The sequence below is a fragment of the Kribbella capetownensis genome (assembly GCF_004331485.1).
GTDB lineage: Bacteria > Actinomycetota > Actinomycetes > Propionibacteriales > Kribbellaceae > Kribbella > Kribbella capetownensis.
This window is the reverse complement of record NZ_SJKD01000001.1, coordinates 210323-236805: the sequence shown is the minus strand read 5'-3', so window position 1 is coordinate 236805 and position 26483 is coordinate 210323. Positions and strand designations below refer to the sequence as shown.

The window sequence follows — 26483 nt, the reverse complement described above, 5'->3', positions numbered from 1 at the left end:
GGGTCGGTCTGTGTCCGGGGGAACAGACGTCCGGTCATGGACGTTGGCGCAGGACGAGAGCGAGAGCAAGGAGCGCAGTGGCAGGGGCAGCAGGGACGAAGACATCGGCGGGCAGCCGCCTGGTGATCGTCGAGTCGCCGAAGAAGGCGCGGATGATCGCCGGCTTCCTGGGGTCCGGGTACGTGGTGGAGTCGAGCTTCGGCCACATCCGTGATCTGCCGAGCGGGGCGGACGAGATCCCGGCGAAGTACAAGGGCCTGCCGTGGGCACGGCTCGGCGTGAACGTCGAGGACCACTTCGACCCGCTGTACGTCGTACCGGCGGACAAGCGGGCCCAGATCCGCAAGCTGAAGGACCTGCTCAAGGGCGCCGACGAACTCTTCCTGGCCACCGATGAGGACCGCGAGGGCGAGGCGATCGCCTGGCACCTGCTGGAGGAGCTGAAGCCGCGGGTCCCGGTGAAGCGGATGGTCTTCCACGAGATCACCCCGAAGGCGATCCAGGACGCGGTCGGCAACGCCCGCGACATCGACGAGGCGCTGGTCGACGCGCAGGAGGCGCGCCGGATCCTCGACCGGCTGTACGGCTACGAGGTCTCGCCGGTGCTGTGGAAGAAGGTCATGCCGAAGCTGTCGGCGGGCCGCGTGCAGTCCGTCGCGATCCGGATGGTGGTCGACCGGGAGCGGGAGCGGATCGCGTTCCGCAGCGCGTCGTACTGGGACCTGGACGCCACTCTCGACGCGGGTGAGGGTCGCTCGCCCCGGCAGTTCCCGACCCGGCTGATCTCGGTGGACAGCCGACGGGTGGCTCAGGGGCGCGACTTCAGCTCGATCGGTGAGCTGAAGAGCCAGAACACGGTCCATCTGAACGAGGCGACCGCGACCGCACTGGCCGGCGCGCTGCGCGACTCGCAGTTCTCCGTCCGGTCGATCGACTCCAAGCCGTACACCCGCAAGCCGTACGCGCCGTTCCGGACCACCACGCTGCAGCAGGAGGCCGGCCGCAAGCTCGGCATGTCCGCCTCGCAGACCATGCAGATCGCCCAGCGGCTCTACGAGAACGGCAACATCACCTATATGCGTACGGACAGCGTCACGCTGTCCGACACCGCGATCACCGCGGCCCGGGCCCAGGTCCGGGAGCTGTACGGCGCGTCGTACCTGCCGGACAAGCCGCGCGTCTACACCTCCAAGGTGAAGAACGCGCAGGAGGCGCACGAGGCGATCCGGCCGGCCGGCGAGGTCTTCCAGACCCCGGCGCAGACCGGTCTGTCGGGTGCTGAGTACCGGCTCTACGAGCTGATCTGGATGCGCACCATCGCGTCCCAGATGAAGGACGCCGAGGGACGCAGCGTCTCGATCCGGATCGACGCGACCGCGTCGACCGGGGAGAAGTGCGAGTTCACCTCGTCCGGCCGGGTGATCACCTTCCACGGCTTCCTGAAGGCGTACGTCGAGGGCGCGGACGACCCGTCCGCCGGGACGGACGACCAGGAGACCCGGCTGCCCGACGTGACCGAGGGCGACGTACTGCCCGCGATCGAGGTGCTGGCCTCCGGGCACGAGACCAAGCCGCCGGCCCGCTACACCGAGGCCACGCTGATTCGCGAGATGGAAGAGCGCGAGATCGGCCGTCCGTCGACGTACGCGACCATCCTCGGCACGAACGTGGCCCGCGGATACATCTACAAGAAGGGCCAGGCGCTGGTGCCGGCCTGGCTGGCGTTCGCGGTCGTGCGGCTGCTGGAGGAGCACTTCACCCGGCTGGTGGACTACACGTTCACCGCGTCGATGGAGGACATCCTCGACGAGGTCGCGGCCGGCAACCTGCAGCGCGAGGGCGTACTCGGCCGGTTCTACTTCGGTGACGACGGCGTCGAGGGCCTGCAGTCGATGGTCAGCGATCTGGGCGACATCGACGCCCGGGAGATGTCGACGTTCCCGGTCGGCGGCGACGACTCCGGGGTCGTGCTCCGGGTCGGGCGCTACGGGCCGTACGTCGAGGACAAGGACGAGCGGCGCGCCAACGTGCCGGAGGACCTGCCGCCGGACGAGCTGACCGTGGACAAGGCCCAGGAACTGCTCAGCCAGCCGTCCGGGGTCGAGCACGAGCTGGGGAACGCGCCTGACACCGGCCTGAAGGTGGTCGCGAAGGCCGGGCGGTTCGGGCCGTACGTGACCGAGGTCCTGCCGGAGGACGCGCCGAAAAGCGCCAAGCCGCGGACCGGTTCACTGCTGAAGTCGATGACGCTGGAGAGCATCGACCTCGGCGACGCGATGAAGCTGCTGTCGCTGCCGCGGGTGGTCGGCAAGGACCCGTCGACGGACGAGGAGATCACGGCGCAGAACGGGCGCTACGGGCCGTACCTGAAGAAGGGGACGGACTCGCGGTCGCTGGCGACCGAGGAGCAGATGTTCGACATCACCCTCGAGGAAGCGCTCAAGATCTACTCCGAGCCGAAGCAGCGTGGCCGTCGGGCCGCGGCGCCGCCGCTGAAGGAGCTGGGCGAGGACCCGGAGTCCGGCAAGCCCGTGGTGGTCAAGGAGGGCCGCTTCGGTCCGTACGTGACCGACGGCGAGACGAACGCGACCCTGCGCAAGGACGACTCGGTCGACAGCATCTCGCTGCTGCGCGCGGCCGAACTGCTCGCCGACAAGCGGGCTCGTGGACCGGTGAAGAAGACGGCCCGGAAGTCGCCCGCGAAGAAGACCGCGGCGAAGAAGACAGCGGCCAAGAAGACAGCGGCCAAGAAGACCACCACCAAGAAGGCCGCCGCGAAGAAGACGGCGACCAAGAAGACGGCCGCGAAGAAGTCATAGCGTGAGGAGGCCGATGTGACGAGTGCTGTCGAGGTCACCGCGCAGCGGCTGCGGGACCGTGGCGAGCGGGTCACACCGGCCCGGCTGGCGGTCGTCGAGGTGCTCGCCGGCACGGAGGAGCACCTCAGCGCCGAGCAGATCGGCGAGCGCGCCGAGGAGTTGCGTCCGGGGATCCACCGCGCCACCGTCTACCGGGCGCTGGACGCGCTCGGTGAGTTCGGCCTCGTTACGCACGTCCACCTCGGGCGCGCCGGGACGACGTACCACTTGGCTGGGGATCTCGCGCCTCGCCACCTGCACCTGCGCTGCTCCGAGTGCGGCACCGTGTACGACGCTCCGGGCGACATCCTGGAGGCCGCCCGGAAGAAGGTCCAGCGCGAGCTCGGCTTCCAGTTGGCGCCCGAGCAGGTCGCCCTGGTCGGCGTGTGCGTGGAGTGCCAGAGCTGAGTCTCACTGTCCATATCTGTTCATCGGTGTGGATATGTGAACAGGTTGGGCTTAGGGTCGGTGGGTGTGACGGATGACCTGAGCTATGTCGAGGACTTTGCCCCCGGTGCGGGCGTACTTCCCCCGCGGGCCTGGCTGGACGACGATGCGGAGCGGATCCCGCTCAGCGGGGACTGGAGCTTCCGGCTGTCGCCGAGCGTGGCCGACGCCCCCGGCGACCTGAAGGACCCGGACACCACCGGATGGGACACCATCGCGGTCCCCGGGCACTGGCAACTCAGCGGGTACGGCGCCCCGGCGTACACGAACGTGGTCTATCCGTTCCCGCTCGAGCCGCCGTACGTGCCGACGGACAACCCGACCGGTGACTACGTCCGGACCGTGACGATCCCGGCGGACTGGTCCGGTTCGCGGGTGGTGCTGCGGTTCGAGGGCGTCGACTCGCGGTTCGCCGTCCACGTCAACGGCTCGATGGTCGGCTGGTCGTCGGGTTCGCGGCTGCCGTCGGAGTTCGAGCTGACCGAGTTGGTTGCTCCGGGCAAGGAAGCGCGGATCGCCGTCCGGGTACACCAGTGGTCGGCGGGCAGCTACGTCGAGGACCAGGACATGTGGTGGCTGTCCGGGATCTTCCGTGAGGTGAACCTGCTCGCGTTCAAGTCAGGTGCTCCCACTGACGTCTTCGTCAAGGCTGCCTGGGATCACATCGACGGCGCGGGCACGCTGCTCGTCGAGTCCGACGTACCGGGCACGGTGTCGGTGCCCGAGCTGGGGCTGGAGTTGCCGACCAACGAGCACACCCGGATCGAGGGGGTGCAGCCGTGGAGTGCCGAGGTGCCGCGCTTGTACGACGGTGTGCTGCGGACCGACGGTGGTGAGGTGCGGCTGCGGATCGGGTTCCGTACGGTCGCGATCGTCGACGGCGTCCTCGAGGTCAACGGCAACCGGGTGCTGTTCAACGGCGTCAACCGGCACGAGTTCCACCCCGACCGCGGCCGGGCGCTGACCGAGCAGGACATGCTGGACGACGTACTGCTGATGAAGCGGGCCGGCATCAACGCGGTCCGGACCAGCCACTACCCGCCGCACCCGCACTTCCTGTCGCTGTGCGACGAGTACGGCCTGTATGTGATCGACGAGTGTGATCTGGAGACGCACGGGTTCGGGTACGAGCCGGAGCCGCCGAAGTTGCCGAACCCGGTGATGGACCCGCGGTTCCGCGACGACCTGGTGGCGCGGATGGCGCGGACTGTGCACCGGGACAAGAACCACCCGTCGATCATCATCTGGTCACTCGGGAACGAGTGCGGGATGGGCGAGAACCTGCGCGCCATGTACGACCTGGTGAAGGCGATCGACCCGTCCCGGCCGGTGCACTACGAGCGCGACACCGAGGCCGAGTTCGTCGACATCTACTCGCGGATGTACACCTCGCCGGAGGGGTGTGCGGAGATCGGTGCGGACACCTCGCTGTACCGGAATCTGCCGTTCATCCTGTGCGAGTACGGGCACGCGATGGGCAACGGGCCGGGTGGGTTGCTCGACTACCGCGAGGTGTTCGACAAGTACCCGCGCTGCCAGGGCGGCTTCATCTGGGAGTGGATCGACCACGGCATCCGGACCACGATCGACGGGCGCGAGGTCTACGCGTACGGCGGTGACTTCGGCGAGACGATCCACGACGGGAACTTCGTCTGCGACGGGTTGCTGTTCCCGGACCGGACGCCGTCGCCGGGCATGCTCGAGTACATCAAGGTGATCGAGCCGCTGCGGATTGTTGCTGACGGCAATGACCGGATCGCGATCACGAACCGCTACGAGGTGCTGGACACCAGCCACCTGAGGTTCACCGTGCGGATCGAGGCCGGCGGCGAGGTGGTCGGCGGCGGTGGACTGCCGGCTCCGGTCATCGCTGCCGGTGAGACCGTGTCGGTCGAGTTCCCGCCGGCGCTGGTGAAGCTGCGCGACGCGGGCCGGCCGGAGACCTGGCTGACTGTGTCTGCTGAGCTCATCGAGGCGACGTCGTGGGCCGAAGCCGGCCACCGCGTTGCCTGGGGTCAGATGCGGCTGGACGAACCGGCTCGCCCAGCCGAGGTGGGCGCGGGGGTGCCGGCTACCAATGTGGCGGCTGGTGTGGGCGGGATCTCCTTTGGGGATGTGCGGAACGCCCGGCTGGATGTGTGGCGCGCGCCGATCGACAACGATGCGAACCCCGGGGTTGCGGACGCGTGGCGTGAGCAGGGGATGCATCGGGTGCAGCACCGGATCGTGTCGCAGGGCGAACGTGATGGTGCCTGGGAGGTCGTCACCCGGACTGCGCCGCCGCAGTTGCAGTGGGGTCTCGTCAGCACTTGGCGCTGGACGGCTGCTGACGGTGCGGTCGTTCTCGAGCTGAACGTCGTACCTGAAGGTCAGTTCCCGGAGGTGCTGCCGCGGCTCGGCGTCACGTTCGAGCTGCCGAAGGTGGAGCGGGTCGAGTGGTTCGGCACCGGCCCGAACGAGGCGTACGTCGACACCCGCGAGGCTGCCGCGGTCGGCAAGTACTCGGCCACGGTCGCCGAACTGCAGACGCCGTACGTCCGCCCGCAGGAGAACGGCCACCGCATCGACACCCGCTGGGCCACCCTCGACGGCCTCCGGATCGAAGCGCTCGGCCCCCTCTTCGGCCTCACCGTCCGCGACTGGACCACCCACGCCCTCGAGACCGCCAAACACACGGCAGACCTCACCCCCGGCGACACCACCTACGTCACCCTCGACCTCGCCCAAACCGGCGTAGGCACAGCCGCCTGCGGCCCAGCCCTCCCCAACCGAGACAAACTCAAAACCGCCCCAGCAACCCTCACCCTCCGCTTCACCACCGCATAGCGGTTCTGCTCACCTCCGGCTGATGCTTTCCTGAAAGCATCAGCCGGAGGTGAGGGTGTCCTACAAGTACATGTCTGCGTCGAGTTCTCCAGACCTGGCGGTCGTCCGGGAGTGGGTCGAGCGGAACCCTGGTGCGCAGGCTCAGTTGAGTGAGACGACCGAACACGGCGGCGACCGCGTGGTGCTGGTGATCAGCCTCCCCGATCACGAGGAGCTGGTTCGGGCCCGGACCGAGATCCCCCCGCTCGTGCGCTTCCCTGAGCTTGTGCGCTTCCGACGCTGGAAACCGTCGGAGCAGGAGGCTGAGTGGACCCTGCAGTGGGTGCTCGGTCTGATGCGCAGGCAGGAGGAGTTGCGGCTGCCGACCAGCGTCACCACGACTGGTCCGGACCCGGTGTCGGGTCTGATCATGATCGGTCTCGACCGGGCCGATCCCGAGTACGCCGCCGAGCTCGAGGCTCGAGGCGACGGACTCACCCTCGTGCTGCCTGAGCCGGTGAGAACTGTTCCGCTGGCGGTTGCGCACGACTGGCCGGAACCTCGTGACAGGGTTCCGGATGCAGCGAGTCCGACGTGGGTCACGGTGGAGAAGCCGTTCGTCGGCTGAGGCGGGTCCGTCGGGATGGGCCTGCGCCACTCACCAAGCTGGTGCCAGCCGTGGGGGTCGCGCTCAGTTGCAGGCCCGCGGTCACCAAAACGCCCGGTTGGTGAGTGGCACAGATCCGCCCGAGGTGGATTGCGTCCTGCCAGGAGCTCAGATGGCGATGGCTGGGCGGGGGTGTACTCGGGTGGTTGGGGGGCGGTAGGTGGACCAGGTTGTGGTTAGGCGGGTTACTGCTTCGGTCAGGTCGGGTGGGCGGGCTCGGAAGTGGAGGCGGAGGTAGGGGTCGGCGGCGCCGGTGACGTCCAGGCCGGCGCCGGGGAGGATGGCCAGGCCTTGGCGGAGGGCGGATTGGGCGAAGGAGTTGCCGTCGCCGTGGGGGAGGCGGGCCCAGAGGCTCTGGCCGCCGCGGACGGGTGGGACGTGCCAGGTCGGGAGATGCTCGGCCAGGAGTGCGTGTAGGTGGTTGTGGCGGGTCTCCAGGTCGTGAGCGAGGCTCAGGTCGTCGAGTTGTGTCACCAGGTGTGCAGCGGCCAGTTGGGCGGGGACGTTGCCACCGAGGTCGTGGACGGCGCGGACGCGGGCCAGGCGGGTGATCAACGGAGCCGGTCCGCGGACCCAGCCGATGCGTAGGCCGCCCCAGATGCTCTTGCTCAGCGAGCCGACCGAGATCACCGCATCGCTGTACGCCGCCAACGGCTTCAACCGCGGCTCACCAGGAAAGCCGAGATCCGCCGGCACCTCGTCCTCGATCAGCGGTACGTCGGCCGCCGCAGCCGCCCGTGCCAGCCGCTGCCGGGCCAGCGGGGACAGCACCGACCCGGTCGGGTTGTGGTACGTCGGAATCACATAAGCCAACGCCGGACGCCGTTCCCGCACCGCCGCCTCGAACCCCTCCAGCCCAACCGGCAGCCCGCGCAGCACCGCGGCCCCTTCTCGGAACGCCTCCAGCGCACCCGGGTACGTCGGCGCCTCGACCAGCACCTGATCCCCAGGAGACAGCAGCGTGTGCGCCAGCAACGAGAGCGCCTGCTGACCACCGTTCGACACCAGGATCTGCTCGGGCACTGTCGGTACGCCGTACTCCGCATAACGCCGAGCGACCGCCTCCCGCAGGACCGGTACGCCGTACGGGTAGTAGCCGATGTCGCCGGTGATCCTCCCGAGCTCCGGCACGATCCGGGCGTACGCCTCCGCGACGTGCGGCGGTGGATCCTCCGGCGCGGCACAGATCGCGAGCAGTACGCCGTCATCGTGCGACTCCAGGGAGTCGAGGAAGATCGGGTCCACCGGAGCGTCCTCGACCGCGGCCCCAGACGGGACTCCAGCCACCCGCGTCCCGCTGCCCTGGCGCCGAGTGATCCGCCCCTCGGAGCGCAGCAGCTCGTAGGCGGCGACCACCGTCGTACGCCCGACCGCCAGCGCCCCAGCCAGCGCGCGGTCCGGAGGCAGCAGCGCGCCCGGAGGCAGCTCACCGTCGTCGATCAGTCGCCGCATCCTGGCCGCGAGCAGCACGTACAGCGGGCCGCGGCCCGACGACCACCGCCCCAACCGCTCGCTCAGCTCGATTGGTCTCATCTGCAAACCAATTGTGCCGGATTGGCTCTGGGGCCGCCAGAGCCGGTCCCGGACGATGGCGGCATGGCCACCTTCCCGCACAACGACATCGTGTCCCTGACCGACGAAGAATCCCGCCATGAGCTGGGCGAGAGCTACGGGCCAGACCTCCGGCTCTCGGACCTGCTCACCCCCGAGCTGGGCGACCTGGAGCTGAGCTACGGCACCGCCGCCGGCGACCTCCGGCTCCGGACCGCGATCGCCGACGCGCACGGCGTACGGCCCGATCAGGTGGTCGTCACGGTCGGCGGGATGCACGCGATCTTCCTGCTCGCCTATCTGCTCGCGGATCACGGTGGCGAGGTCGTCACGACCGCACCGCTGTTCCCGCTGACCCGCAACGCCTACGAATCCGTGGGTTCCGACGTCCGGGTGATCCCACTGACCTTCGACGACGGCTACCGGCTGACCGCTCACGCCGTCCGTGAACGCCTTACGCCACAGACGAAACTGGTCAGCCTGACGACACCGCAGAACCCGTCCGGCGTCGCCGTACCGCCGGAGACCCTGCGCGAGATCGTCGCCGCCATGAACGAGATCTGCCCCGACGCGTATCTGATGGTCGACGAGACCTACCGCACCGCGTCGTACGGCGAAGACCCGGTGGCGGAGACCGCTGTCCACCTCGGCGCGAACGTGGTGACGGTCGCGTCGCTGTCGAAATGCCACGGTGCGGCCGGGCTGCGGATCGGGTGGATCGTCAGCACCGACACGGATCTCGTCGATCAACTCGTGACCGCGAAGTTCAACACGGTGGTGTCCGCGTCCCCGGTGACCGAGGCGCTCGCCGTTCGCGTCTTCGAACTCGAGGACGAGATCCTCGCCGTACGCCGTCCGTGGCTCGCCGAAGGACTGGCCGCGACGGAGGACTGGGTGCGGGCGCACAGTGAGCTGGTCGAGTGGGTCCGGCCGGATGCGGGCGCCATGTGCACGATCCGGCTCAAGCCGTCGGTCGACGTCGGAAGCTTCCGCCGGGCGATCGCTGAGCTGGGCGTGCGGCTCGCCGACGGCGACTGGTTCGGCGACGAGCCGCGCGTGTTCCGCCTGGGCTTCGGATTCCCCCCGCCAGTGGAACTGAAGGCCGCCCTCGACGCCCTGGCGACCGCACTGCACCAGGCTGTCGATGCCGACGACTGAAGTGCCTGGTCGACCAGGCACTAGGCTTTGGGTGTGCCGGAGGTATATGACCCGCTGACCGATCCCGCACCGGCGCATGACGTGCGCGCGGTGTTGCGGATCCGGGCGTTCCGGCGGCTGTGGATCGCGTTCGGGTTGTCCAGCCTCGGTGACTGGATCGGCCTGCTGGCGCTGACCGCGATGGCGAAGGCGTTCGCCGGTGACGACTACCAGGCGGCGAACTTCGCCATCGGCGGCGTGCTGTTCCTGCGCGTGCTGCCCGCACTGGTGATGGGACCGGTGGCCGGCTGGATCGCGGACCGGCTGGACCGGCGCTGGACGATGATCATCGGCGATCTGGTCCGGGCCGCGTTCTTCGTCAGCATCCCGATCGTCGGCACACTCACCTGGGTGCTGGTGGCAACGGTGCTGATCGAGATCGTGAGTCTGATCTGGGGCCCGGCCAAGGACGCCAGCGTGCCCAACCTGGTGCCGCGGCACCGGCTCGAGGCGGCCAACCAGATCAGCCTGATCACGACGTACGGGACCGCGCTGCCGGCCGCCGTCGTCTTCACCGCGATCACCCTCGTCTTCCGGTGGGCCGGCGACTTCGCCGTCGACCTGGCCGTGTACGTGAACGCCGCGACCTTCGTGATCTCGGCCCTCGCGATCGTCTCGGTCGCGGAGATCGGCCGCGCGGTGCACGAGCACGAGGACCACCCGACGCTGTGGCGGACCATGGTCGAGGGCTGGTCCTACGTCACCGGTACGCCGGTGGTCCGCGGACTCGTGGTCGGCATCTCCGGGGCGTTCGCCGCCGGTGCGGTGGTCATCGGCCTCGGCCGCACGTACGTCGAGGACCTCGGGGCCGGCGACCCCGGGTACGGCGTGCTCTTCGGTGCTGTCTTCGGCGGCCTCGCCCTCGGGATGGGGTTCGGACCGCGGCTGTTCTCCGGACTGTCCCGGCGCCGGCTGTTCGCGGCCGGGCTGGTCGGATCGGGGATCTGCCTGACCGGACTGGCCTTGATCCAGCAGATCGAGATCGCCACCATGATCGCGATCCTGCTCGGGTTCTGCGCCGGCGCGTCCTGGGTCTCCGGCTACACGCTGCTCGGTCTCGAGGTGCCGGACGCGGTTCGCGGGCGGACCTTCGCCTTCGTGCAGTCCGCCGTACGCACGGTGCTCGCGGTGACGCTGGCGATCGCGCCGTTCGCGGCTGGTGCGATCGGCCGGCACACGTACTCGATCAGCGGCAAGTCGGTCACCTACAACGGTGCCTCGATGACGATGCTGATCGCGGCGATCGTGGCCGGGGTGATCGGCCTGATCGCCTGGCGGCAGATGGATGACCGCCCGGGCGTCCCGTTCTGGCGTGACCTCCGGCGCAGCTTCGGCAAGACTCCGGGCGTGTACCCGACGACCGGCCTGTTCATCGCGCTCGAAGGCGGTGAGGGCGCGGGGAAGTCGACCCAGTCCGCGCTGCTGGTGGAGTGGCTGAAGGAACACGGCCAGCAGGTCCTGCTCACTCGCGAGCCCGGCGCGACCGACCTCGGCAAGACGCTGCGGCAGATCGTGCTGGACCCGGCCACGGGAGACATCTCGCATCGCGCCGAGGCGCTCATCTACGCCGCCGACAAGGCCGAGCACGTGGACTCGGTGATCAAGCCCGCGCTGAAGGCCGGCGCGGTCGTCATCACCGACCGGTACGTCGACTCCGCCTTGGCCTACCAGGGATCCGGGCGCGATCTGGACCTGTCCGACGTCGAGCGGGTCAACCGCTGGGCGACCGACGACCTGCGGCCGAACCTGACCATCCTGCTCGACCTGCCGCCGCGGAGTGGACTCGGCCGGTTCGCCGAACGGGACCGGATCGAGGCGCAGTCGCACGACTTCCACGAGCGGGTCCGCAACGCGTTCCTCGAGCTCGCGGCCACCGAGCCGCAGCACTACCTGATCCTCGACGCCACCCAGGACCGCGAGGACATCGCCAAGCAAATTAGAGCCCGACTCCAGCCAATGCTCCCGAAGGTGGACCTATGAGTGTGTGGGACGACCTCGTCGGGCAGGAGCCGGCGATCGCCGTACTCAAGAAGGCTGTGGCCGGGGCCGAGGCCGGCATGCGCGGGGAGACCGGCGCCGCGGTGGCCGGGATGACGCATGCCTGGCTGATCACCGGACCGCCCGGATCCGGCCGATCGAACGCCGGGCGTGCGTTCGCGGCCGCACTCCAGTGTGCGAACCAGGGCTGTGGCGAGTGCAACGAGTGCCGTACTGCGCTCAGCGGTGCGCACCCCGATGTGTCGCTGATCCGCACCGAGCTGTTGTCGATCCGGGTCAGTGAGATCCGCGAACTCGTTCGCCGGGCCGCGATGAGCCCGACCCAGGGCCGCTGGCAGGTGATGGTGGTCGAGGACGCGGACCGGCTGACCGAGCAGGCCGCGGACGCGTTGCTGAAGAGCATCGAGGAGCCGGCGCCACGGACGGTCTGGGTGCTGTGCGCGCCGACCGTGGAGGACGTCGTACCGACGATCCGGTCGCGGTGCCGGTTGCTGGTGCTGCGGACGCCTCCGGCGGCAGCGGTGGCGGACATGCTGACGAGCAAGCTTGGGGTTGATGCGGAGCTGGCCGGGTTCGCGGCGCGGGCCGCGCAGGGGCACATCGGCCGGGCCCGCGCGCTGGCGAGGGACGAGCAGGTGCGGGAGCGCCGTACGAAGGTGCTCGAGGTTCCGTTCGCGCTGCGTGACATCGGTGCCTGCCTGAAGTCGGCGCAGCAGCTGCTCGACGCGGCCAAGGAAGAGTCCAAGGCGAGCGCCGAGAGAGTCGACGAGAAGGAGCGGACCGAGCTCGAGCAGGCGCTCGGCGTCGGCACCAAGGGGGCCAGGCCACGCGAGGCGGGCGCCGCGATCAAGGAGCTCGAGGAGCAGCAGAAGGCCCGGGCCAAGCGCTGGGAACGCGACGTGCTGGACCGGTCACTGGTCGACCTGATCGCGCTCTACCGGGACGTGCTGGTGGTGCAGACCCACGCCGGCTCCGAGCTGATCAACGCCGAACTCAGTCGCCCGGTCGAGCAGTTGGCAGCCCGGACCACACCGGAGCAGACGCTGCGACGGATCGACGCACTGTCAGGCTGCCGGGAGGCGATCGTGACGAACGTCGCTCCGCTGATGGCGCTGGAAGCAGTCATGATCGCACTGTTCGAGGGCTCGGCCAGCCCGTTCGTGAGACTGGCGTCCGACTAGCGGGCAGCCCCCGCGTCCGGTTAGCGGGCGGCCGATGTAACACCGAGACCGGCGAGTCCGATGACTGGGTGTCCGGGCAAAACAGACCGCTCGGCGGTTTTGCCTGAACGGACCACCATGACCCAGCCGCACTCTCCGATCCAGCCTGCGCGGCCGTCGCTGCCGTCGGCAGAGTCCTGGCTGGAGGGCGTCCCGACGCCGGCCCAGCAGCGGCAGGATCGCTATGCCGTCGCGGCCTTCGTGACCAGCCTGCCCGGCCTGGTGCCGGTGGCGCTGGTCCTGGCCGGGATCGCGCTGCGCCGGATCAAGCGGACCGGCGCCCGAGGTAAGGGCCTCGCGTACGGTGCGTTGGCGATCACGCTCTGCTGGGTGATCGCTACCAGCGTCGCGGTCGGCCTCAACCTGTACGGCGAACGGAAGGCGGGCATCGGCCGCACGGTAGGCATCGCGGAGGTGCGCGTGGAGCAGTGCTTCGACGCGGACCTCGAGGCGGAGACGCTGCGGCTGGTGCGGATCCAGGACTGCGCGATCGCGCACACGGGCGAGGCGTACGCGATGGTCCGGGCGAACCTGGCCGGACTGTCTGCGGAGGAGACCCAGACGGTCGCGACGCAGCAGTGCGCGACGGCGTTCAAGACGTTCGTCGGGAAGCCGTACGAGCAGTCCGAGCTGGACATGTACTACGTGGTGCTGGAGGATCACGCTGTTGCTGACGGCAACGTCCTGTGCCTGGTCGGGATGCCGGGGACCCGGTTGACCGGTAGCATGCGCGGGTCGCAGCGGTAGCTGTCGCGGCGGATTGCTGGGGGAAGCGTGAGTCAACCACCGTACGGTCCGGAGCCGGACCGGCCACAGGACACGCCGAGGTCGTTCCCGACCTACGGCCGTGCCGGACGCCCGCCTGCTCAACAGCCAAGTCCGGGCCAACAGCCGAGTCCGGGCCAACGGCCGAGTGCGGGTCAGCAGCCGGGCGCTCAGCAGCCGGCCGCTGGGCCTTGGGTGGCGCCGGGGCAACCGCAGCCGCCGCCGGGGCGACCGGCGTACGGGCCGCAGCCTTATGGGCAGCAGCCTTACGGTCAGCCGGGGCCGTATGGTCAACCACAGCAGGGGTATGGGCAACCGCACTACGGGCAGCCGCCGTACGGACAGCCCGGGTACGGGCAGCCGGGGTATGGGCAGCCGGGGTACGGGCAGTTTCCGGCGGCGTACGGGTATGGGTATCCGGGGGCGGCGACGAACGTCACCAACTCGCTCGCGACCGCGGCCCTGGTGACCGGTCTGGGCAGCATCGTGTTCTCGATCGCGGCTCCGGTGGCGGTCGGTCTCGGCATCGGGGCGCTCGTACAGATCAAGAAGCGCCGGCAGAGCGGTACCGGGCTGGCAATCACCGGCATCGTCGTCGGCGGCCTGGTCACGATCTTCTGGCTGGGCCTGATCGTGGTGATGATCGCCGTCGGCTCGGACCGCGACGACGACTACTACGGCGCACCCCAGCCCACCACGTCGTACACGCCGACGACCACGTACGTAGAGGATCTGGCCGTCGGCGAGTGCTTCGACGACGGTACCGATGAGGGCGAGGCGCTGCGCCAACCCTGCTCGGAGGAGCACGACGGCGAGATCGTCGCCGACGTCACCCTCCCGGACGGCCCGTACCCCGGCGAACGAGGCGTGGAGAAGGCCGCGAAGAGCAGTTGCGCAGCGGAGTTCGCCAAGTACGTCGGCAAGAGCGCGGCCACCTCGGAGCTCGACATGTCCTACTGGACCCCCGACGAAGACCTCTGGAACGACCAGGACCGCCTGGTGATCTGCGCCGCCTACGCCCCCGAAGGCGAAACTCTCAGAGGCACAATCAAGAACACCCACCGTTAACACTCGGCCCAGACAGGTCATGGAGTAGCCGCGTGGAATGACTGCCGGCGGGGGTTGGCCAGTACTCTGGCTGGCGTGGGCATGGTTATGGCGGTGTCGTTCGAGCGGTACGGGCGGCTCTACTACCTGGACCCCGGCCCGCATCGTCCGCGCGTCGGGGACAAGGTGTTGGTGCCGACCGATGACGGGCCTGAGGTGGCTGAGTGTGTCTGGGCGCCGCAGTACGTGACGGAGGAGATCGGCGGGCTGCCGCTGTGTGACGGGATCGCCACGGCGGACGATCTGGACCGGGACGAGGCGAACCGGGTGCGCCGGGCGGACGCGCGGGTGATCGCGAAGCGGCTGATCCGCCAGCACGGGCTGCCGATGAAGGTGGTCGGCATCGACTTCGTCGACCGGCGGCCGGACGTGGACCAACTGGTCATCGTGTACTTCTCCGCGCCACACCGGGTCGACTTCCGCGAGCTCGTACGGGATCTGGCTCGCGGACTCCGGGCGCGGATCGAGCTGCGCCAGGTCGGAGCCCGCGACGAGGCCCGGCTGCAGGGCGGGATCGGGCCGTGCGGGCGGGACCTGTGCTGCGCGACGTTCCTGAAGGACTTCGAGCCGGTCAGTGTGCGGATGGCGAAGGACCAGGATCTACCGCTGAACCCGCTGAAGATCTCCGGTGCGTGCGGACGGCTGATGTGCTGCCTGAAGTACGAGCACCCGCTCTACCAGGAGTTCAACGCCAAGGCGCCGTCCGTCGGTACGCCGGTGGAGACCCCCGCGGGTGATGGAGTGGTGGTCGGACACAACGTGCCGAGCGACACCGTGGTCGTCCGGCTGGCCGCATCGGGCCGGCGGTGCGCCTGCAGCCGCGCGGACGTGTGTTCCCCGCGGCAGCAGTACGAAGCCTCCAGTACGACGACGCCCGACGCGCCGCTGCCCGAGGACCTGGCGGACGCCGGACCGGACGAGCCGGAGACCGCGCCGGGGACCGCGCCGACCCCCACGCCGGAGACCATGGTGGTGCACCTCACGGAGGAATCCGCGGGCCCGGTGGAGGAGACCACGGAGCAGCGGCGCCGCCGCAAGCCCCGGCGCCGTCGGCGCCTGCATCACGAGGACGAGGGAGACGCCCCGCAGTGAAATTCCGCATGACTACCGTGTTGCTGGCAGCCGTTGCGGTACTGGCGAGTGGATGTGGGGTGGCGAGCCGGGCCCAGGATGGGGAGAACGGCGGGACGGCCGGCTCGAGTCCCGGCCAGCCGAAAGGCCCGGCCGGGCCGATCCCGGCGGGGCTGGAGAAGTTCTACCAGCAGCAGCCGGACTGGGAGCGCTGCGGTTCCAACCAGCAGTGCGCGACCATCACCGTGCCGCTGGACTACTCGAAGCCGACCGGTCAGACGATCGAGCTGCGGGCGCGGAAGGTGCTCGCGCGGGACCGTGGCGGGAAGATCGGGACGCTGTTCATCAACCCCGGCGGGCCGGGTGGGTCGGGGCAGGAGTTCGCCGCTTCGGCCGGGTTCGTGCTTGGGCAGCCGTTGCTGCGGAAGTTCGACGTGATCGGCTGGGACCCGCGCGGGGTGGGCGAGTCGACGCCGGTAAAGTGCCTGGACACCGAGCAGTTGGACAAGTTCATCGCGGCCGACGGCAGCCCGGACGACGAGGCCGAGATCAACGAGCTGAACAGCGAGGCGAAGATCCTGGCCGACGGCTGTGAGCAGCGCTCCGGCGACCTCCTGCCGCACGTGTCGACCAAGGACGCCGCCCGCGACATCGACGTACTGCGGGGCATCGTCGGCGATCCCCAGCTGTACTACCTCGGCATGTCGTACGGCACCTACCTTGGCGCGACGTACGCCGAACTGTTCCCGAAGAACGTCGGCCGGCTCGTGCTCGACGGCGCGGTCGACCCGTCGAAGACCTCGGAGCAGAACAACATCGCCCAGGCGAAGGGCTTCGACACCGCGCTGGACGCGTTCGCGGAGGACTGTGCGCAACGGTCCTGCCGGCTCGGCAGCACCAAGGCGGAGGTGCTCGCGAAGGTCGACAAGCTGATCAACGACAGCGACGCAACTCCGCTCCCGGGCGATGGGAAACGCCAGGTCACGCAGGCCCTGGTGGTGCTCGGGGTGATCTACCCGCTGTACCTGAAGGACTTCTGGCCGCGGCTCGAGGATGCGGTCCTGGACGGCCTCGACGGCAAGGGCGCGCGACTGCTCGCGCTCGCTGACGAGTACACCGGCCGCAAGCCGTCCGGGTACGAGAACAACCAGAACGAGGTCATCTATGCGGTCAACTGCCTGGACCGCCCGGACATCACGTCGGTCGCCCAGGCCAAGGCCGAGGAGCCGGAGTACAAGGCCGCCTCACCGCGGTTCGGGTCGTTCCTGTTGTGGGGCTCGGTGGCGTGCGCGAACTGGCCGGTGAAGCCGGAGGACAAGCCGCACCCGATCAAGGCGCCCGGCGCGAAGCCGATCGTGGTCGTCGGCACGACCCGCGACCCGGCCACGCCGTACGCCTGGGCCGTCGGCCTGGCCCACCAGCTGGAAAGCGGTGTCCTGGTCACTCGGGACGGTGACGGGCACACCGGTTACAAGGCTGGGAACGAGTGCGTCGACAACGCGGTGGAGACCTACCTGCTGCAGGGCACCGCGCCGACCGCCGACATCAAGTGCTGAGGTCAGTTCGGGCGGTTGTCGCCGCTTGAGGACGGCATCTGCAGGGACTGGGTGGCGCGCTCGAGTACGGCGCGCAGTCCGGCCTCGTCCTGCGGGCGGCCGCCGACGGTGATCTCGATCGCGGAGCTCTCGCCGCCGTCGGTGGAAACGAAGCGCGACAGGCCCATCCGCCGGCCGCGGTTCTGGTCGACGTACGTGTAGATCAGGGTGCCGTCGGCGCGGCTGATCACGTCCAGGTCCTGCTCGTCGATGCTCTTCGCGCGGCCGTCCACCAGCTTGTCCGGCGACGACTTGCTGCCGCGGGTGTCGAACCGGATCTGCCAGACGCCGGCCGGATCCATGAAGCGCGGCCGGGTGCCCGTCTGGCTGCTCTTCCAGCCGGCCGGGACCTCGGCCGAGACGGGCGCCTTCTCGGTGCCGAACGTCTGCTCGGTGTAGCGCAGGGAGTCGGCCTGCAGCCCGTCGGAACGGGTCGTCGTGCCTGGGGTGGGTTGGCTGTTCACGACCTCGGGTTTGTCGCTCGCCAGCGGGTTCCCGTTGATCGCCAGCACGCTGCCGAACACGGCAACGCCGACGGTCATTCCCGCCAGCGTCATCAGCAGCGCCTGGTGCCTGGGCGTGAGCATCCCGACCTCGCTTCCGTCTCTCCCGCCTGATTATCGTCCACACAGGGGGCGACCCCACAATCCGCGGCGTACGCTGGCACGTCGTGAACACGCTCGACCCCGCGCTGGACCAAGCCTTCCAGCAAGCACTCCAACGGTACGACGCCGGTACGGCGGAGCGCGCCGACCTGAAGCTGCTCACCAAGCAACTGCTGAAACGCCTGGTCGCGAAGGCTCCCGGTCACGCGGTCGAGGTCCGCGTCCCGCCGTACGGCGCGGTGCAGTGCATCGAAGGCCCCCGGCATACCCGAGGCACGCCCGGCGCGGTGGTCGAACTCCCGCCGGAGCTCTGGATCGAGCTGGCCCTCGGCCGCATCACCTGGACCGACGCCCGCGCCACCGGCAAACTCCGCGCCAGCGGCGAACGCACCGACCTGACCGCGTACCTTCCACTGGCCTGACACGCGATCGACGCCAACGGCAACCAATCGGTCCCGAGGGATGGATAAAGCTTTTCGCCGGAGTCGGGATCCGATGTCACTATGTGCCGGTGGCGTCAAGTGTCCGTGAGCGGCTGGGCCGGCTGCGCGTCGATCTGACGCCCTGGCGAGGCTCTCGCGATTTCCGCATCCTGGTGGTCTCGGGCTCCGTCTTCTTCCTCGGCGGCATGGTCGGGTACGTCGCCCTGCCCTACCAGCTGTACCAGCTCACCGGCTCCAACTTCGCCGTCGGTGCGATGGGACTGGTGACGATCGCGCCACTCGTCGTGTTCGGCTTGTACGGCGGTGCGCTCGCGGACCACGTGGATCGCCGCAAGCTGTTGGTCGGCACCGGGGTCGCACAGGTCCTCATCTGCGCGGCCCTGCTCGGCAACACCCTGCTCGCCAGCCCGCGAGTGTGGCTCATCTACGTCTGCGGTGGCCTGAACGCGATCGCCTCGTCGCTGCAGCGCCCCAGCCGCGAGGCACTGCTCCCGCGGGTGGTCAAGCATGCCGAGATCCCGGCCGCGGTCGCGCTGAGCTCTCTGACCATGCAGATCGGGCAGCTCGCAGGGCCGGCCCTGGGCGGCGTACTGGTCGGGTCGGTGGGCGTGACCTGGGCGTTTGCGGTCGAGCTCACCGGGCTGGTGGTCGCCACCGGGCTCTACCTCCGCCTGCGTTCGTACAAGACGAGTGAGCACAGCACGCCGCCAAGTCTGCGGGCGATCGGCGGTGGGATCGTTTACGCGTTTCGCCGCAAGGACCTGCTCGCGACGTACCTGGTCGACATGGTCGGGATGTTCCTGGCGATGCCGATCGTGCTGTTCCCGGCGTTCGCCACCGAGATCCTGCAGCAGCCGAAGCTGCTCGGTCTCCTGTACAGCGCTGAAGCGATCGGCGCGATGGTCGCCAGCCTCACCAGCGGCTGGGCGAAGCACGTCCATCACCAGGGCCGGGCCGTCGTACTCGCGACCATGACCTGGGGTGCCGCGGTGGGTGTCGCCGGCCTGGCGCCGGACATCTGGTTCGCGATCGCGTTCTTCGCCGTGGCGGGTGCCGCGGACATGGTGTCGGTGCTGTTCAGGTCGGTGATCTGGAACCAGACGATCCCGGACGAGATGCGTGGCCGGCTGGCCGGGATCGAGATGCTCGGCTACTCGCTCGGCCCACTCGGCGGCCAGGCGCGCTCCGGCATCGTCGCCGACCTCACCGGCGTCCGGACCGCGATCGTCAGCGGTGGCATCCTCTGCGTCGCCGGCGTGATCGGAACCGCGGTCTGGCTGCGCGAGTTCTGGCAGTACGACTCCCGCACCGACGAACACGCGGTCCGCGAAAGGGAATTGCGCACAGCCGGTTAGGCTCGGTCATCATGCGTATCCGCCGTGTTGTGATCGCCGGGCTGACCGCGGCTGCTCTTGCCGGTTGCGGTGGACCGGGTCAGGAGACGGCGCCGAACGTGCCGCCGCTGGTCTCGGTGAGCACGCCACCGACCGGGACGCCCTCGGAGACACCGTCGGCGACCCCGAGCGGACCGGCCACCTCCAAGGTCGCGGACACGTTGTGCGTGCGGATGGATCAAACGCTCGTGCAATCGACGCTCGCGGTCCCGGTGGTGCAGATCCAGCCGAAGGCGATCCCGGCCGAGTTCGGCCTGCCGACGTACGACGTCTGTCAGCTTGGTCTGAGCACCAGCCCGAGTGGCCCGGTGCTGCGGGTCGGGATTTCGGTGCTCCCAGCAACAAAAGCGACGCTGGCCGCGACCCAGCGGGCGTACGCCGCGACCAAGCGGCAGCCGGCCAAGCCCGCGGCCGTGGGTGAGGGCGGATTCGGCACCAGCACGTTCGTGGTGTTCCTGCTCGACGGACGGCTGTACAAGGTCAGCGGTCCGTCGGCGACCTTGGCGAAGTACGTCCTCCTCGGCCAGGAAGTGGCCCGGCAGGCGCCGGGATTGCCCGAGGCAGCGCCGCTGATCAGCCGCCCGGACTGCGAGCGCGGTACGTCGGCCGCGGAGAAGGTGCTCGGTGCTCCCGCGATGATCCGGCGCGATGGCGAAACCGCCCTCGGCGACCTCGTCTGCGGCTGGGTGAACCCGGCCAGCGTCGTCTCGACGTCAGTACGGCGTACTCCGAAGGCGGAGGCCCTGATGGCGCCGCTCCGCAAGGCCGCGACCTCGCAGTCGATCCCGCTCGGCGACGAGGGGTACGTCGACACCGCCACCGGGCGCACCACCATCCGGGTCGGCGACGACAAACTGGTCGACCTGGTCCCGCTACCGGCCCGGGCGGTCGACCCCGACCTGATGACGAAGTTCGCCCTCGCCATGTCCCCGCTCTACACCCGCTGAGTGCGCTAACGACAGGAGGTATCCCCTCGATCCGGGATGCCTCAGGCGGGGGCGCTGCCCGTTCTACGGTCCTGGAGCCGACTACCTCCTGTCGTTAGCTCCCCATGACCTCGGCGATGGTGCGGATGGCCTCGGTGATTTCGGTGGGAGTACGGGCCGCGTAGCCGAGGACGAGGCCGGGGGCGTGGGGGAGTTGGCAGTGCCAGGAGAGTGGGTGGGTCTTGATGCCCTTCTGGAGCGCTCGGGCGGCCAGGTCGACGTCGTTCAGGGTGTCGTCGAAGGTGATGGTGAGGTGCAGCCCGGCCGCGGCGCCGTGGACGGTCGCGGTCGGCAAGTAGTTGCTGATGGCATCGACCATCGCGTCGCGGCGGGTCCGGTGGCGGCGGCGCAGGAACCGGAGTTGGCGTTCGAGCTCGCCTGACTCCATCAGGTGCGCGAGCGTGAGTTGCGGGAGCGCGGCGTTCCCGAGGTCGGCCAACCGCTTCATACCGATGAGCGCGTCCTTGTACTGCGGCGGCGGCAGCATCCACCCGATCCGCAGCGACGGCGCGAGCAGCTTCGACACGCTGCCCGCATAGATCACCTGATCAGCCAGCATCGCGCGCAGCGCCGGAACCGGCGGACGGTCGTACCGGTGCTCGGCGTCGTAGTCGTCCTCGATGATCAGCCCACCCTCGGCGGCCCACTGAATCAGCTCCCGCCGCCGCTCACCTTCCAGTACGACGCCCGTCGGGAAATGGTGCGCCGGAGTCGCCATCACCGCCCGAGCGCGCGACTCCCGCAGCAGCTCGACCCGCAGCCCACCGTCGTCCACCGGGATCGGCGGCGTCCGCATCCCCCAGTTCTGGAGGTGCTGCCGGGAGCCGAGCGACCCCGGATCCTCCACCGCGATCTCGTGGATCCCGCGGTCCTTCAGCACCTGCGCAACCAGCCCGATCGCCTGCGAGACCCCGGCGACGACGATCAGGTCGTCCGGATCCGCCGCGATCCCGCGGTTGCGGGCCAGCCAGTTCGCGACCGCGCGACGGAGCGCCGGCGTACCGGACGGATCGCCGTACCCGAACTCGGACGACTCGAGATCGCTGAGCACCGCGCGCTCGGCCCGCAGCCAGGCCGCCCGCGGAAAGGCCGCGAGATCAGGCACACCGGGCGTGAGGTCGATCCGAGCCGGAGCTGCCCGCAAACTGTCGAACACATCCAGGCCGGGCTCGGGTACGACGGTTGGCGGCGTGACCTCGCCCGCTGCAACGCCCATCGCGGCGACGACCGGAACGGCGACGACCACGGTGCCGGCTCGGCCGCGGCCGGCGACGTGGCCGTCTTCGGTGAGGCGTTGATAGGCCTCGGTGACCACGCCACGGGAGAGGCGGAGTTCGGCCGCGAGGAGGCGAGTGGCGGGGAGGCGGCTGCCGATCGGGAGGCGACCGTCGGAGATCGCGGCACGCAGGTTCTCGGTGAGCCAGTCCGACAATCCGCCCGGCGGCGCGTCCGCTGGGTTCAGCTGCAGGAAGTCTGTGCCCGCGTTGAGCAGTCCTTTGGACCTACCACTTTGGCTCGGATTGGACCTGTTCACTGGACCATTGTGGCGGCACTTTGGAGGTATGGGAACTGACTACGTGCACGGCTACACCCCGGCCGAGACCCGCCGGCTGACCGACCAGGCGCAAACTCTCGCCGATCTCCTGCACGGCGGGACGACGTACCCGCCCGGGAGCCGCGTCCTCGAAGCCGGCTGCGGCGTCGGCGCGCAGACCGTCCAGCTGGTCACCCGGAGTCCGGGGATCGACCTCGTCTCGGTCGACATCTCCGAAGAGTCGCTCGCCCGAGCCAAGGCCCGAGTTGCCGCTGTCGCCCCCGAGGTCCGCGTCGACTTCCGGCACGCCGACCTCCGAGACCTTCCGGAAGAGACCTTCGACCACATCTTCGTCTGCTTCGTGCTCGAACACCTCGCGGACCCGCACGCCGCTCTGGTCGCGTTGCGCCGCCTGATCAAACCCGGCGGCACGATCACCGCGATCGAGGGCGACCACCAGTCGGCGTTCTTCCACCCTCGCAGTACGGCGGCGCAGGCAGTGGTCGACTGCCTCGTCGATCTGCAGGCCGAGGCCGGCGGCGACTCCCTCATCGGCCGGCGGTTGCAGCCGCTCCTCAAGGACGCCGGGTACGCCGCCGTCCGGGCGCACCCGTGCACGGTGTACGCCGACGAGACCCTGCCGCACCTGGTCGACGGCTTCACCCGGAAAACGTTCATCGCGATGGTCGAGTCGGTCCGGGAACGCGCCCTCGCCGCCGGGATGCGAACACCGGCCGAATGGGCGCAGGGCATCCGCGACCTGGAGAAGTCCGCGGAGTCCGGTGGCACCTTCCACTACACGTTCTTCAAGGCGGTGGGCGGGACATGATCGCTCTGCTGATTCTCGTCGTACTGATCTGCTGGGGGCTCAACCGCAACCGGCGGCGGCAGCTGCGGACCACCTCACCCAACGGCGTACCGGATCGGGATCTGGAGCGGCTGGTCGCCGACTTGCGCGCACTCGGCTGACCAATTCGTGAACGCCTGGTAAACAAGAGGTATGGCGCCGACTGAGCAGCTCGAGATCGAGACCAAGTACGACGTCGACGACAGCACGGGTCTGCCCGCGCTGCACGAGCTGCCTGGGGTCGTGAGTGTGGCGCAGCCGGTCGAGCTGGACCTCGAGGCGGTGTACTACGACACCGAGGCGCTGGACCTCGCCGCGAACAAGGTGACGCTGAGACGGCGGACCGGTGGCGAGGACGACGGCTGGCACATCAAGTTCCCGAAGGCCTCGGGCGAACGGCTGGAGATCCACCACCCGCTCGGACGGTCGGTGCGCGACGTTCCGATCGCGCTGGTCCGCACGGTGCGGGTACACGTCCGGGACCACAAGCTGATCCCGGTCGTCACGCTGCAGACGCACCGGGTCGTCCACAAGCTGCTGGACGGCGACGGCAATGTGCTCGCAGAGGTGGCCGACGACCGCGTCACCGCGACCGTCGATGGTGCCGAGCCGGACAGGTGGCGGGAGTGGGAGGTCGAGCTCGTCGCCGGCGAGCGTGAGCTCCTCGAAGCCGTCGATCCCGTGCTGCGGTCGGCCGGAGCCGAGCCCGCGGCGGGACCGAGCAAACTCGCACGGGCACTCGGCGACCGTGTTCCCAGCGCGACCGGCTGGGAGCTGCCGAGCAAGCCGCGGACGTCGGACCTCTTCCGCGCGTACGCCGGTGAGCAGGTGCAGGCGATCCGGGACCGGGATCCGCAGGTACGGCGTGATGTCCCGGACTCGATCCACAAGTTCAGGGTGGCGACCCGGCGACTGCGATCCGCCCTGGCGACGTACCGGCCCGTGGTGGACCGCGAGGTGGGTGACGAGATCCGGGCCGAGCTGAAGTGGCTGGCCGGGGAGCTCGGTGTCGCTCGGGACGCCGAGGTGCAGCGCGAGCACTTCGCTGCGGAAGTGGCGGAGCAGCCCGTCGAGCTGGTGATGGGCAGGGTCGGCGGCCGGATCGACGATCATCTGCGTGGCGTGTACAAGGAGGGCCGGGCGGGCGCGCTGGCCGCGCTGGAGAGCGAGCGGTACTTCCAGTTGCTCGACACGCTCGACGAGCTGATCGCCGAGCCGCCGCTGGCCGGGAAAGACCGGAAGGCTTCCAAGCAGATCGGCGACCTGCTGCACCACGACTGGAAGCGGATGCGGAAGGCGGTCCGCCGCGCCCAGGACGCGGAGAGCTCGGCCGAGCAGGACCACGAGCTGCACGAGGTCCGCAAGGCGGCCAAGCGGCTGCGGTACGCCGCGGAGTCCGCCGTACCCGTGCTCGGGGACGAAGCGTCCGACCTGGCGGCTCGGGCCGAAGAGGTCCAGGAGATCCTCGGCGAGCACCAGGACAGCGTCGTGTCCCGGGACCTGCTGCGTCAGCTCGCGATCCAGGTCCACCTCGACGGCGGGAACGCCTTCACCTTCGGCCGCCTGCACGCCGCCGAAGAACTCCGCGGCATCCGATCCCGCGACAGCTTCCTCGCCCTCTGGCCCACTCTCAAGCTGTCCTGACAACGCGAGACGGACCCGGCCAGGGGGTACCGGGTCCGTCTCGAGGGGCGGAGGTGGGGCTGCCAGGCAGGATCGCGTACGGTCCGCAGAGCCTGCCTGACAGGTCTGGAGTCACCTCAGTGCTGGACCGCCTTCTCGGCGCCCGCGCCGGTGAGGGAGCGGACCTCCATCTCGGCGAACTTGTCGGTGTCGACCGGCTCCTTGCTGGTGACCGTGCCGAGCCAGCCGAGCACGAAGGCCAGCGGGATCGAGACGATGCCGGGGTTGTCCAGCGGGAACCAGTGGAAGTCGATGCTGGTGTCGGTGATCATCGACAGACTCTGGCCGGTCTTCGCGTCGACCTTGCCGGAGACGACCGGGCTGAACGCGATCAGGATGATCGCCGAGCCGAGGCCGCCGTAGATGCTCCAGAGTGCGCCGCGAGTGTTGAACCGCCGCCAGAACAGCGAGTACAGGATCGTCGGCAGGTTCGCACTGGCCGCGACCGCGAACGCGAGCGCCACCAGGAAGGCGATGTTCTGGCCGTTGGCGAAGATGCCGCCGATGATCGCGACGATGCCGATCACGACCGCGGTGTACCGGGCCACCCGGACCTCACCGTCGCCGCTGATCTGGCCTTTCTTGATGATCTGGCCGTAGACGTCGTGCGCGAACGACGTACTCGCGGTGATCGTCAGGCCGGCCACGACCGCCAGAATCGTGGCGAAGGCGACCGCGGAGATGACGCCGAGGAGCAGCTCACCGCCGAGCTCGAACGCCAGCAGTGGAGCGGCCGAGTTCGCCTTGCCGGGCGCGGCCTTGATCGCGTCCGGGCCGACGATCGCGGCAGCGCCGTACCCGAGCACCAGGGTGAACAGGTAGAAGATGCCGATGATCCAGATCGCCCAGCTGACACTGCGCCGGGCCTCCTTGGAGTTCGGCACCGTGTAGAACCGCATCAGGACGTGCGGCAGGCCGGCGGTGCCGAGCACCAGTGCCAGCGCCAGTGAGATGAAGTCCAGCTTGCTGATCCCCGTTGCGCCGTACTGCAGACCCGGGTTGAGCAGCTTCTCGCCGGCCGCCGGGCTGTTGTCGACGGCCGCACCGAGCAGACCGGACAGGTTGAACGAGTACTTCGCCAGCACCCAGATCGTCATGATGCCGGCGCCGATCACCAGCAGGACGGCCTTGATGATCTGCACCCAGGTGGTGCCCTTCATGCCGCCGACCAGGACGTAGGTGATCATGATCGCGCCGACCACGGCGATCACAATGCTCTGGCCGGTACGGCCGGAGACACCGAGCAGCAGCGCGACCAGACCGCCGGCGCCGGCCATCTGCGCCAGCAGGTAGAAGAAGCAGACGCCGAGGGTCGAGATCGCGGCGGCCATCCGGACCGGTCGCTGCTTGAGCCGGAAGGACAGTACGTCGGCCATCGTGAATCGGCCGGTGTTCCGGAGCAGTTCGGCGACCAGCAGCAGGGCGACAAGCCATGCCACCAGGAAGCCGATCGAGTAGAGGAAGCCGTCGTACCCGTTCAGGGCGATCGCACCCGCGATGCCGAGGAAGGACGCGGCGGACAGGTAGTCGCCGGCGATCGCGATGCCGTTCTGCGGGCCGGTGAAGGACCGGCCGCCGGCGTAGAAGTCGGCCGCGGTCCGGTTGTTCCGTGACGCCCGCAGCACGATCGCGAGGGTGGCCAGCACGAACAGACCGAAGATGATGATGTTGACGGTCGGGTTCCCGATGTCGGTTGCCATTGGCAACATC

The 26483-nt window shown here is 69.3% G+C and carries 21 protein-coding genes; 17 read left to right on the top strand and 4 right to left on the bottom strand.

Annotated features, from left to right (window positions below):
* Positions 1 to 77 precede the first annotated feature (77 nt).
* The 4 genes from topA (at position 78) to E0H75_RS01150 (ending at position 6738) form a co-directional block, all read left to right on the top strand.
* Complete coding sequence (topA, locus tag E0H75_RS01165) at positions 78 to 2819, top strand: type I DNA topoisomerase (protein ID WP_272948866.1); 2742 nt, start codon at positions 78 to 80, stop codon at positions 2817 to 2819.
* A 15-nt stretch (positions 2820 to 2834) separates the two neighbouring features.
* The gene (locus E0H75_RS01160; protein ID WP_131511166.1) at positions 2835 to 3266 is read left to right on the top strand and encodes a Fur family transcriptional regulator; all 432 of its coding nucleotides are present in this window, start codon (positions 2835 to 2837) and stop codon (positions 3264 to 3266) included.
* A 66-nt stretch (positions 3267 to 3332) separates the two neighbouring features.
* Complete coding sequence (locus E0H75_RS01155) at positions 3333 to 6131, top strand: glycoside hydrolase family 2 TIM barrel-domain containing protein (protein WP_238162750.1); 2799 nt, start codon at positions 3333 to 3335, stop codon at positions 6129 to 6131.
* A 70-nt stretch (positions 6132 to 6201) separates the two neighbouring features.
* Complete coding sequence (locus tag E0H75_RS01150) at positions 6202 to 6738, top strand: hypothetical protein (RefSeq protein WP_131511164.1); 537 nt, start codon at positions 6202 to 6204, stop codon at positions 6736 to 6738.
* Between the two features lie 147 nt (positions 6739 to 6885).
* Here E0H75_RS01150 and E0H75_RS01145 read toward each other — a convergent pair whose 3' ends face one another.
* Positions 6886 to 8310 (bottom strand): aminotransferase-like domain-containing protein, encoded by a 1425-nt coding sequence (locus E0H75_RS01145; RefSeq protein ID WP_131511163.1) that lies wholly within the window; start codon positions 8308 to 8310, stop codon positions 6886 to 6888.
* A 63-nt stretch (positions 8311 to 8373) separates the two neighbouring features.
* Between E0H75_RS01145 and E0H75_RS01140 the strand changes: the two genes are divergently transcribed.
* The 7 genes from E0H75_RS01140 (at position 8374) to E0H75_RS01110 (ending at position 17242) form a co-directional block, all read left to right on the top strand.
* Positions 8374 to 9486: a pyridoxal phosphate-dependent aminotransferase gene (locus E0H75_RS01140; protein WP_131511162.1), complete on the top strand. Its 1113-nt coding sequence runs from the start codon at positions 8374 to 8376 to the stop codon at positions 9484 to 9486.
* Between the two features lie 33 nt (positions 9487 to 9519).
* Complete coding sequence (gene tmk, locus E0H75_RS01135; protein WP_131511161.1) at positions 9520 to 11505, top strand: dTMP kinase; 1986 nt, start codon at positions 9520 to 9522, stop codon at positions 11503 to 11505.
* The gene (locus E0H75_RS01130; RefSeq protein WP_131511160.1) at positions 11502 to 12704 is read left to right on the top strand and encodes a DNA polymerase III subunit delta'; all 1203 of its coding nucleotides are present in this window, start codon (positions 11502 to 11504) and stop codon (positions 12702 to 12704) included. Before tmk ends, E0H75_RS01130 begins: the two co-directional genes overlap by 4 nt.
* A 117-nt stretch (positions 12705 to 12821) precedes the next feature.
* Positions 12822 to 13490: a DUF4190 domain-containing protein gene (locus tag E0H75_RS01125; protein WP_131511159.1), complete on the top strand. Its 669-nt coding sequence runs from the start codon at positions 12822 to 12824 to the stop codon at positions 13488 to 13490.
* 213 nt (positions 13491 to 13703) lie between these two features.
* Positions 13704 to 14576, top strand: coding sequence for a DUF4190 domain-containing protein (locus E0H75_RS01120; protein WP_131511158.1), 873 nt, complete (start codon positions 13704 to 13706; stop codon positions 14574 to 14576).
* A gap of 81 nt (positions 14577 to 14657) precedes the next feature.
* Positions 14658 to 15707: a PSP1 domain-containing protein gene (locus E0H75_RS01115; RefSeq protein ID WP_131512922.1), complete on the top strand. Its 1050-nt coding sequence runs from the start codon at positions 14658 to 14660 to the stop codon at positions 15705 to 15707.
* Positions 15708 to 15715: 8 nt separating this feature from the next.
* Positions 15716 to 17242, top strand: a complete 1527-nt coding sequence (locus tag E0H75_RS01110; protein WP_165553361.1) for an alpha/beta hydrolase — start codon at positions 15716 to 15718, stop codon at positions 17240 to 17242.
* 2 nt (positions 17243 to 17244) lie between these two features.
* Here the strand turns inward: E0H75_RS01110 and E0H75_RS01105 are convergent, their stop codons facing one another.
* Positions 17245 to 17868, bottom strand: coding sequence for a hypothetical protein (locus tag E0H75_RS01105; protein WP_131511156.1), 624 nt, complete (start codon positions 17866 to 17868; stop codon positions 17245 to 17247).
* 83 nt (positions 17869 to 17951) lie between these two features.
* Here E0H75_RS01105 and E0H75_RS01100 point away from each other — a divergent pair, with 83 nt between their 5' ends.
* The 3 genes from E0H75_RS01100 (at position 17952) to E0H75_RS01090 (ending at position 20670) form a co-directional block, all read left to right on the top strand.
* Entirely contained in the window at positions 17952 to 18308 is a 357-nt protein-coding gene (locus tag E0H75_RS01100; RefSeq protein ID WP_165553359.1) for a sterol carrier family protein, read from the top strand.
* Between the two features lie 89 nt (positions 18309 to 18397).
* The gene (locus E0H75_RS01095; RefSeq protein ID WP_131511155.1) at positions 18398 to 19684 is read left to right on the top strand and encodes an MFS transporter; all 1287 of its coding nucleotides are present in this window, start codon (positions 18398 to 18400) and stop codon (positions 19682 to 19684) included.
* A gap of 11 nt (positions 19685 to 19695) precedes the next feature.
* A complete protein-coding gene (locus E0H75_RS01090) occupies positions 19696 to 20670 on the top strand; it encodes a hypothetical protein (RefSeq protein WP_238162749.1) in 975 nt (324 codons plus the stop codon).
* A gap of 94 nt (positions 20671 to 20764) precedes the next feature.
* Here E0H75_RS01090 and pdxR read toward each other — a convergent pair whose 3' ends face one another.
* Positions 20765 to 22243, bottom strand: coding sequence for a MocR-like pyridoxine biosynthesis transcription factor PdxR (gene pdxR, locus E0H75_RS01085; protein WP_202872791.1), 1479 nt, complete (start codon positions 22241 to 22243; stop codon positions 20765 to 20767).
* 28 nt (positions 22244 to 22271) lie between these two features.
* On the opposite strand from pdxR, the gene E0H75_RS01080 reads away from it, so the two are divergent.
* The 3 genes from E0H75_RS01080 to E0H75_RS01075 are packed head-to-tail and all read left to right on the top strand — an operon-like array spanning position 22272 to position 24734.
* Positions 22272 to 23072, top strand: coding sequence for a class I SAM-dependent methyltransferase (locus E0H75_RS01080; protein ID WP_131511154.1), 801 nt, complete (start codon positions 22272 to 22274; stop codon positions 23070 to 23072).
* Entirely contained in the window at positions 23069 to 23212 is a 144-nt protein-coding gene (locus E0H75_RS42845; protein ID WP_165553357.1) for a hypothetical protein, read from the top strand. The genes E0H75_RS01080 and E0H75_RS42845 overlap by 4 nt, the downstream gene beginning before the upstream one ends.
* 31 nt (positions 23213 to 23243) lie before the next feature.
* Complete coding sequence (locus E0H75_RS01075) at positions 23244 to 24734, top strand: CYTH and CHAD domain-containing protein (protein ID WP_131511153.1); 1491 nt, start codon at positions 23244 to 23246, stop codon at positions 24732 to 24734.
* 116 nt (positions 24735 to 24850) lie between these two features.
* Here the strand turns inward: E0H75_RS01075 and E0H75_RS01070 are convergent, their stop codons facing one another.
* On the bottom strand, positions 24851 to 26482 hold the full coding sequence (locus E0H75_RS01070; protein WP_131512914.1) for a solute symporter family protein: 1632 nt from the start codon (positions 26480 to 26482) through the stop codon (positions 24851 to 24853).
* Position 26483 lies beyond the last annotated feature (1 nt).

Excerpts from the sequence above, each read along its gene's own strand:
- E0H75_RS42845 (WP_165553357.1), top strand. The coding sequence starts at position 23,069 with ATGATCGCTCTGCTGATTCTCGTCGTACTGATCTGCTGGGGGCTCAAC.
- E0H75_RS01105 (WP_131511156.1), bottom strand. The coding sequence starts at position 17,868 with ATGCTCACGCCCAGGCACCAGGCGCTGCTGATGACGCTGGCGGGAATG.
- E0H75_RS01140 (WP_131511162.1), top strand. The coding sequence starts at position 8,374 with ATGGCCACCTTCCCGCACAACGACATCGTGTCCCTGACCGACGAAGAA.
- E0H75_RS01130 (WP_131511160.1), top strand. The coding sequence starts at position 11,502 with ATGAGTGTGTGGGACGACCTCGTCGGGCAGGAGCCGGCGATCGCCGTA.
- E0H75_RS01110 (WP_165553361.1), top strand. The coding sequence starts at position 15,716 with ATGACTACCGTGTTGCTGGCAGCCGTTGCGGTACTGGCGAGTGGATGT.
- E0H75_RS01075 (WP_131511153.1), top strand. The coding sequence starts at position 23,244 with ATGGCGCCGACTGAGCAGCTCGAGATCGAGACCAAGTACGACGTCGAC.
- E0H75_RS01080 (WP_131511154.1), top strand. The coding sequence starts at position 22,272 with ATGGGAACTGACTACGTGCACGGCTACACCCCGGCCGAGACCCGCCGG.
- E0H75_RS01145 (WP_131511163.1), bottom strand. The coding sequence starts at position 8,310 with ATGAGACCAATCGAGCTGAGCGAGCGGTTGGGGCGGTGGTCGTCGGGC.
- E0H75_RS01070 (WP_131512914.1), bottom strand. The coding sequence starts at position 26,482 with ATGTTGCCAATGGCAACCGACATCGGGAACCCGACCGTCAACATCATC.
- E0H75_RS01125 (WP_131511159.1), top strand. The coding sequence starts at position 12,822 with ATGACCCAGCCGCACTCTCCGATCCAGCCTGCGCGGCCGTCGCTGCCG.
- E0H75_RS01150 (WP_131511164.1), top strand. The coding sequence starts at position 6,202 with ATGTCTGCGTCGAGTTCTCCAGACCTGGCGGTCGTCCGGGAGTGGGTC.
- E0H75_RS01115 (WP_131512922.1), top strand. The coding sequence starts at position 14,658 with ATGGTTATGGCGGTGTCGTTCGAGCGGTACGGGCGGCTCTACTACCTG.
- E0H75_RS01090 (WP_238162749.1), top strand. The coding sequence starts at position 19,696 with ATGCGTATCCGCCGTGTTGTGATCGCCGGGCTGACCGCGGCTGCTCTT.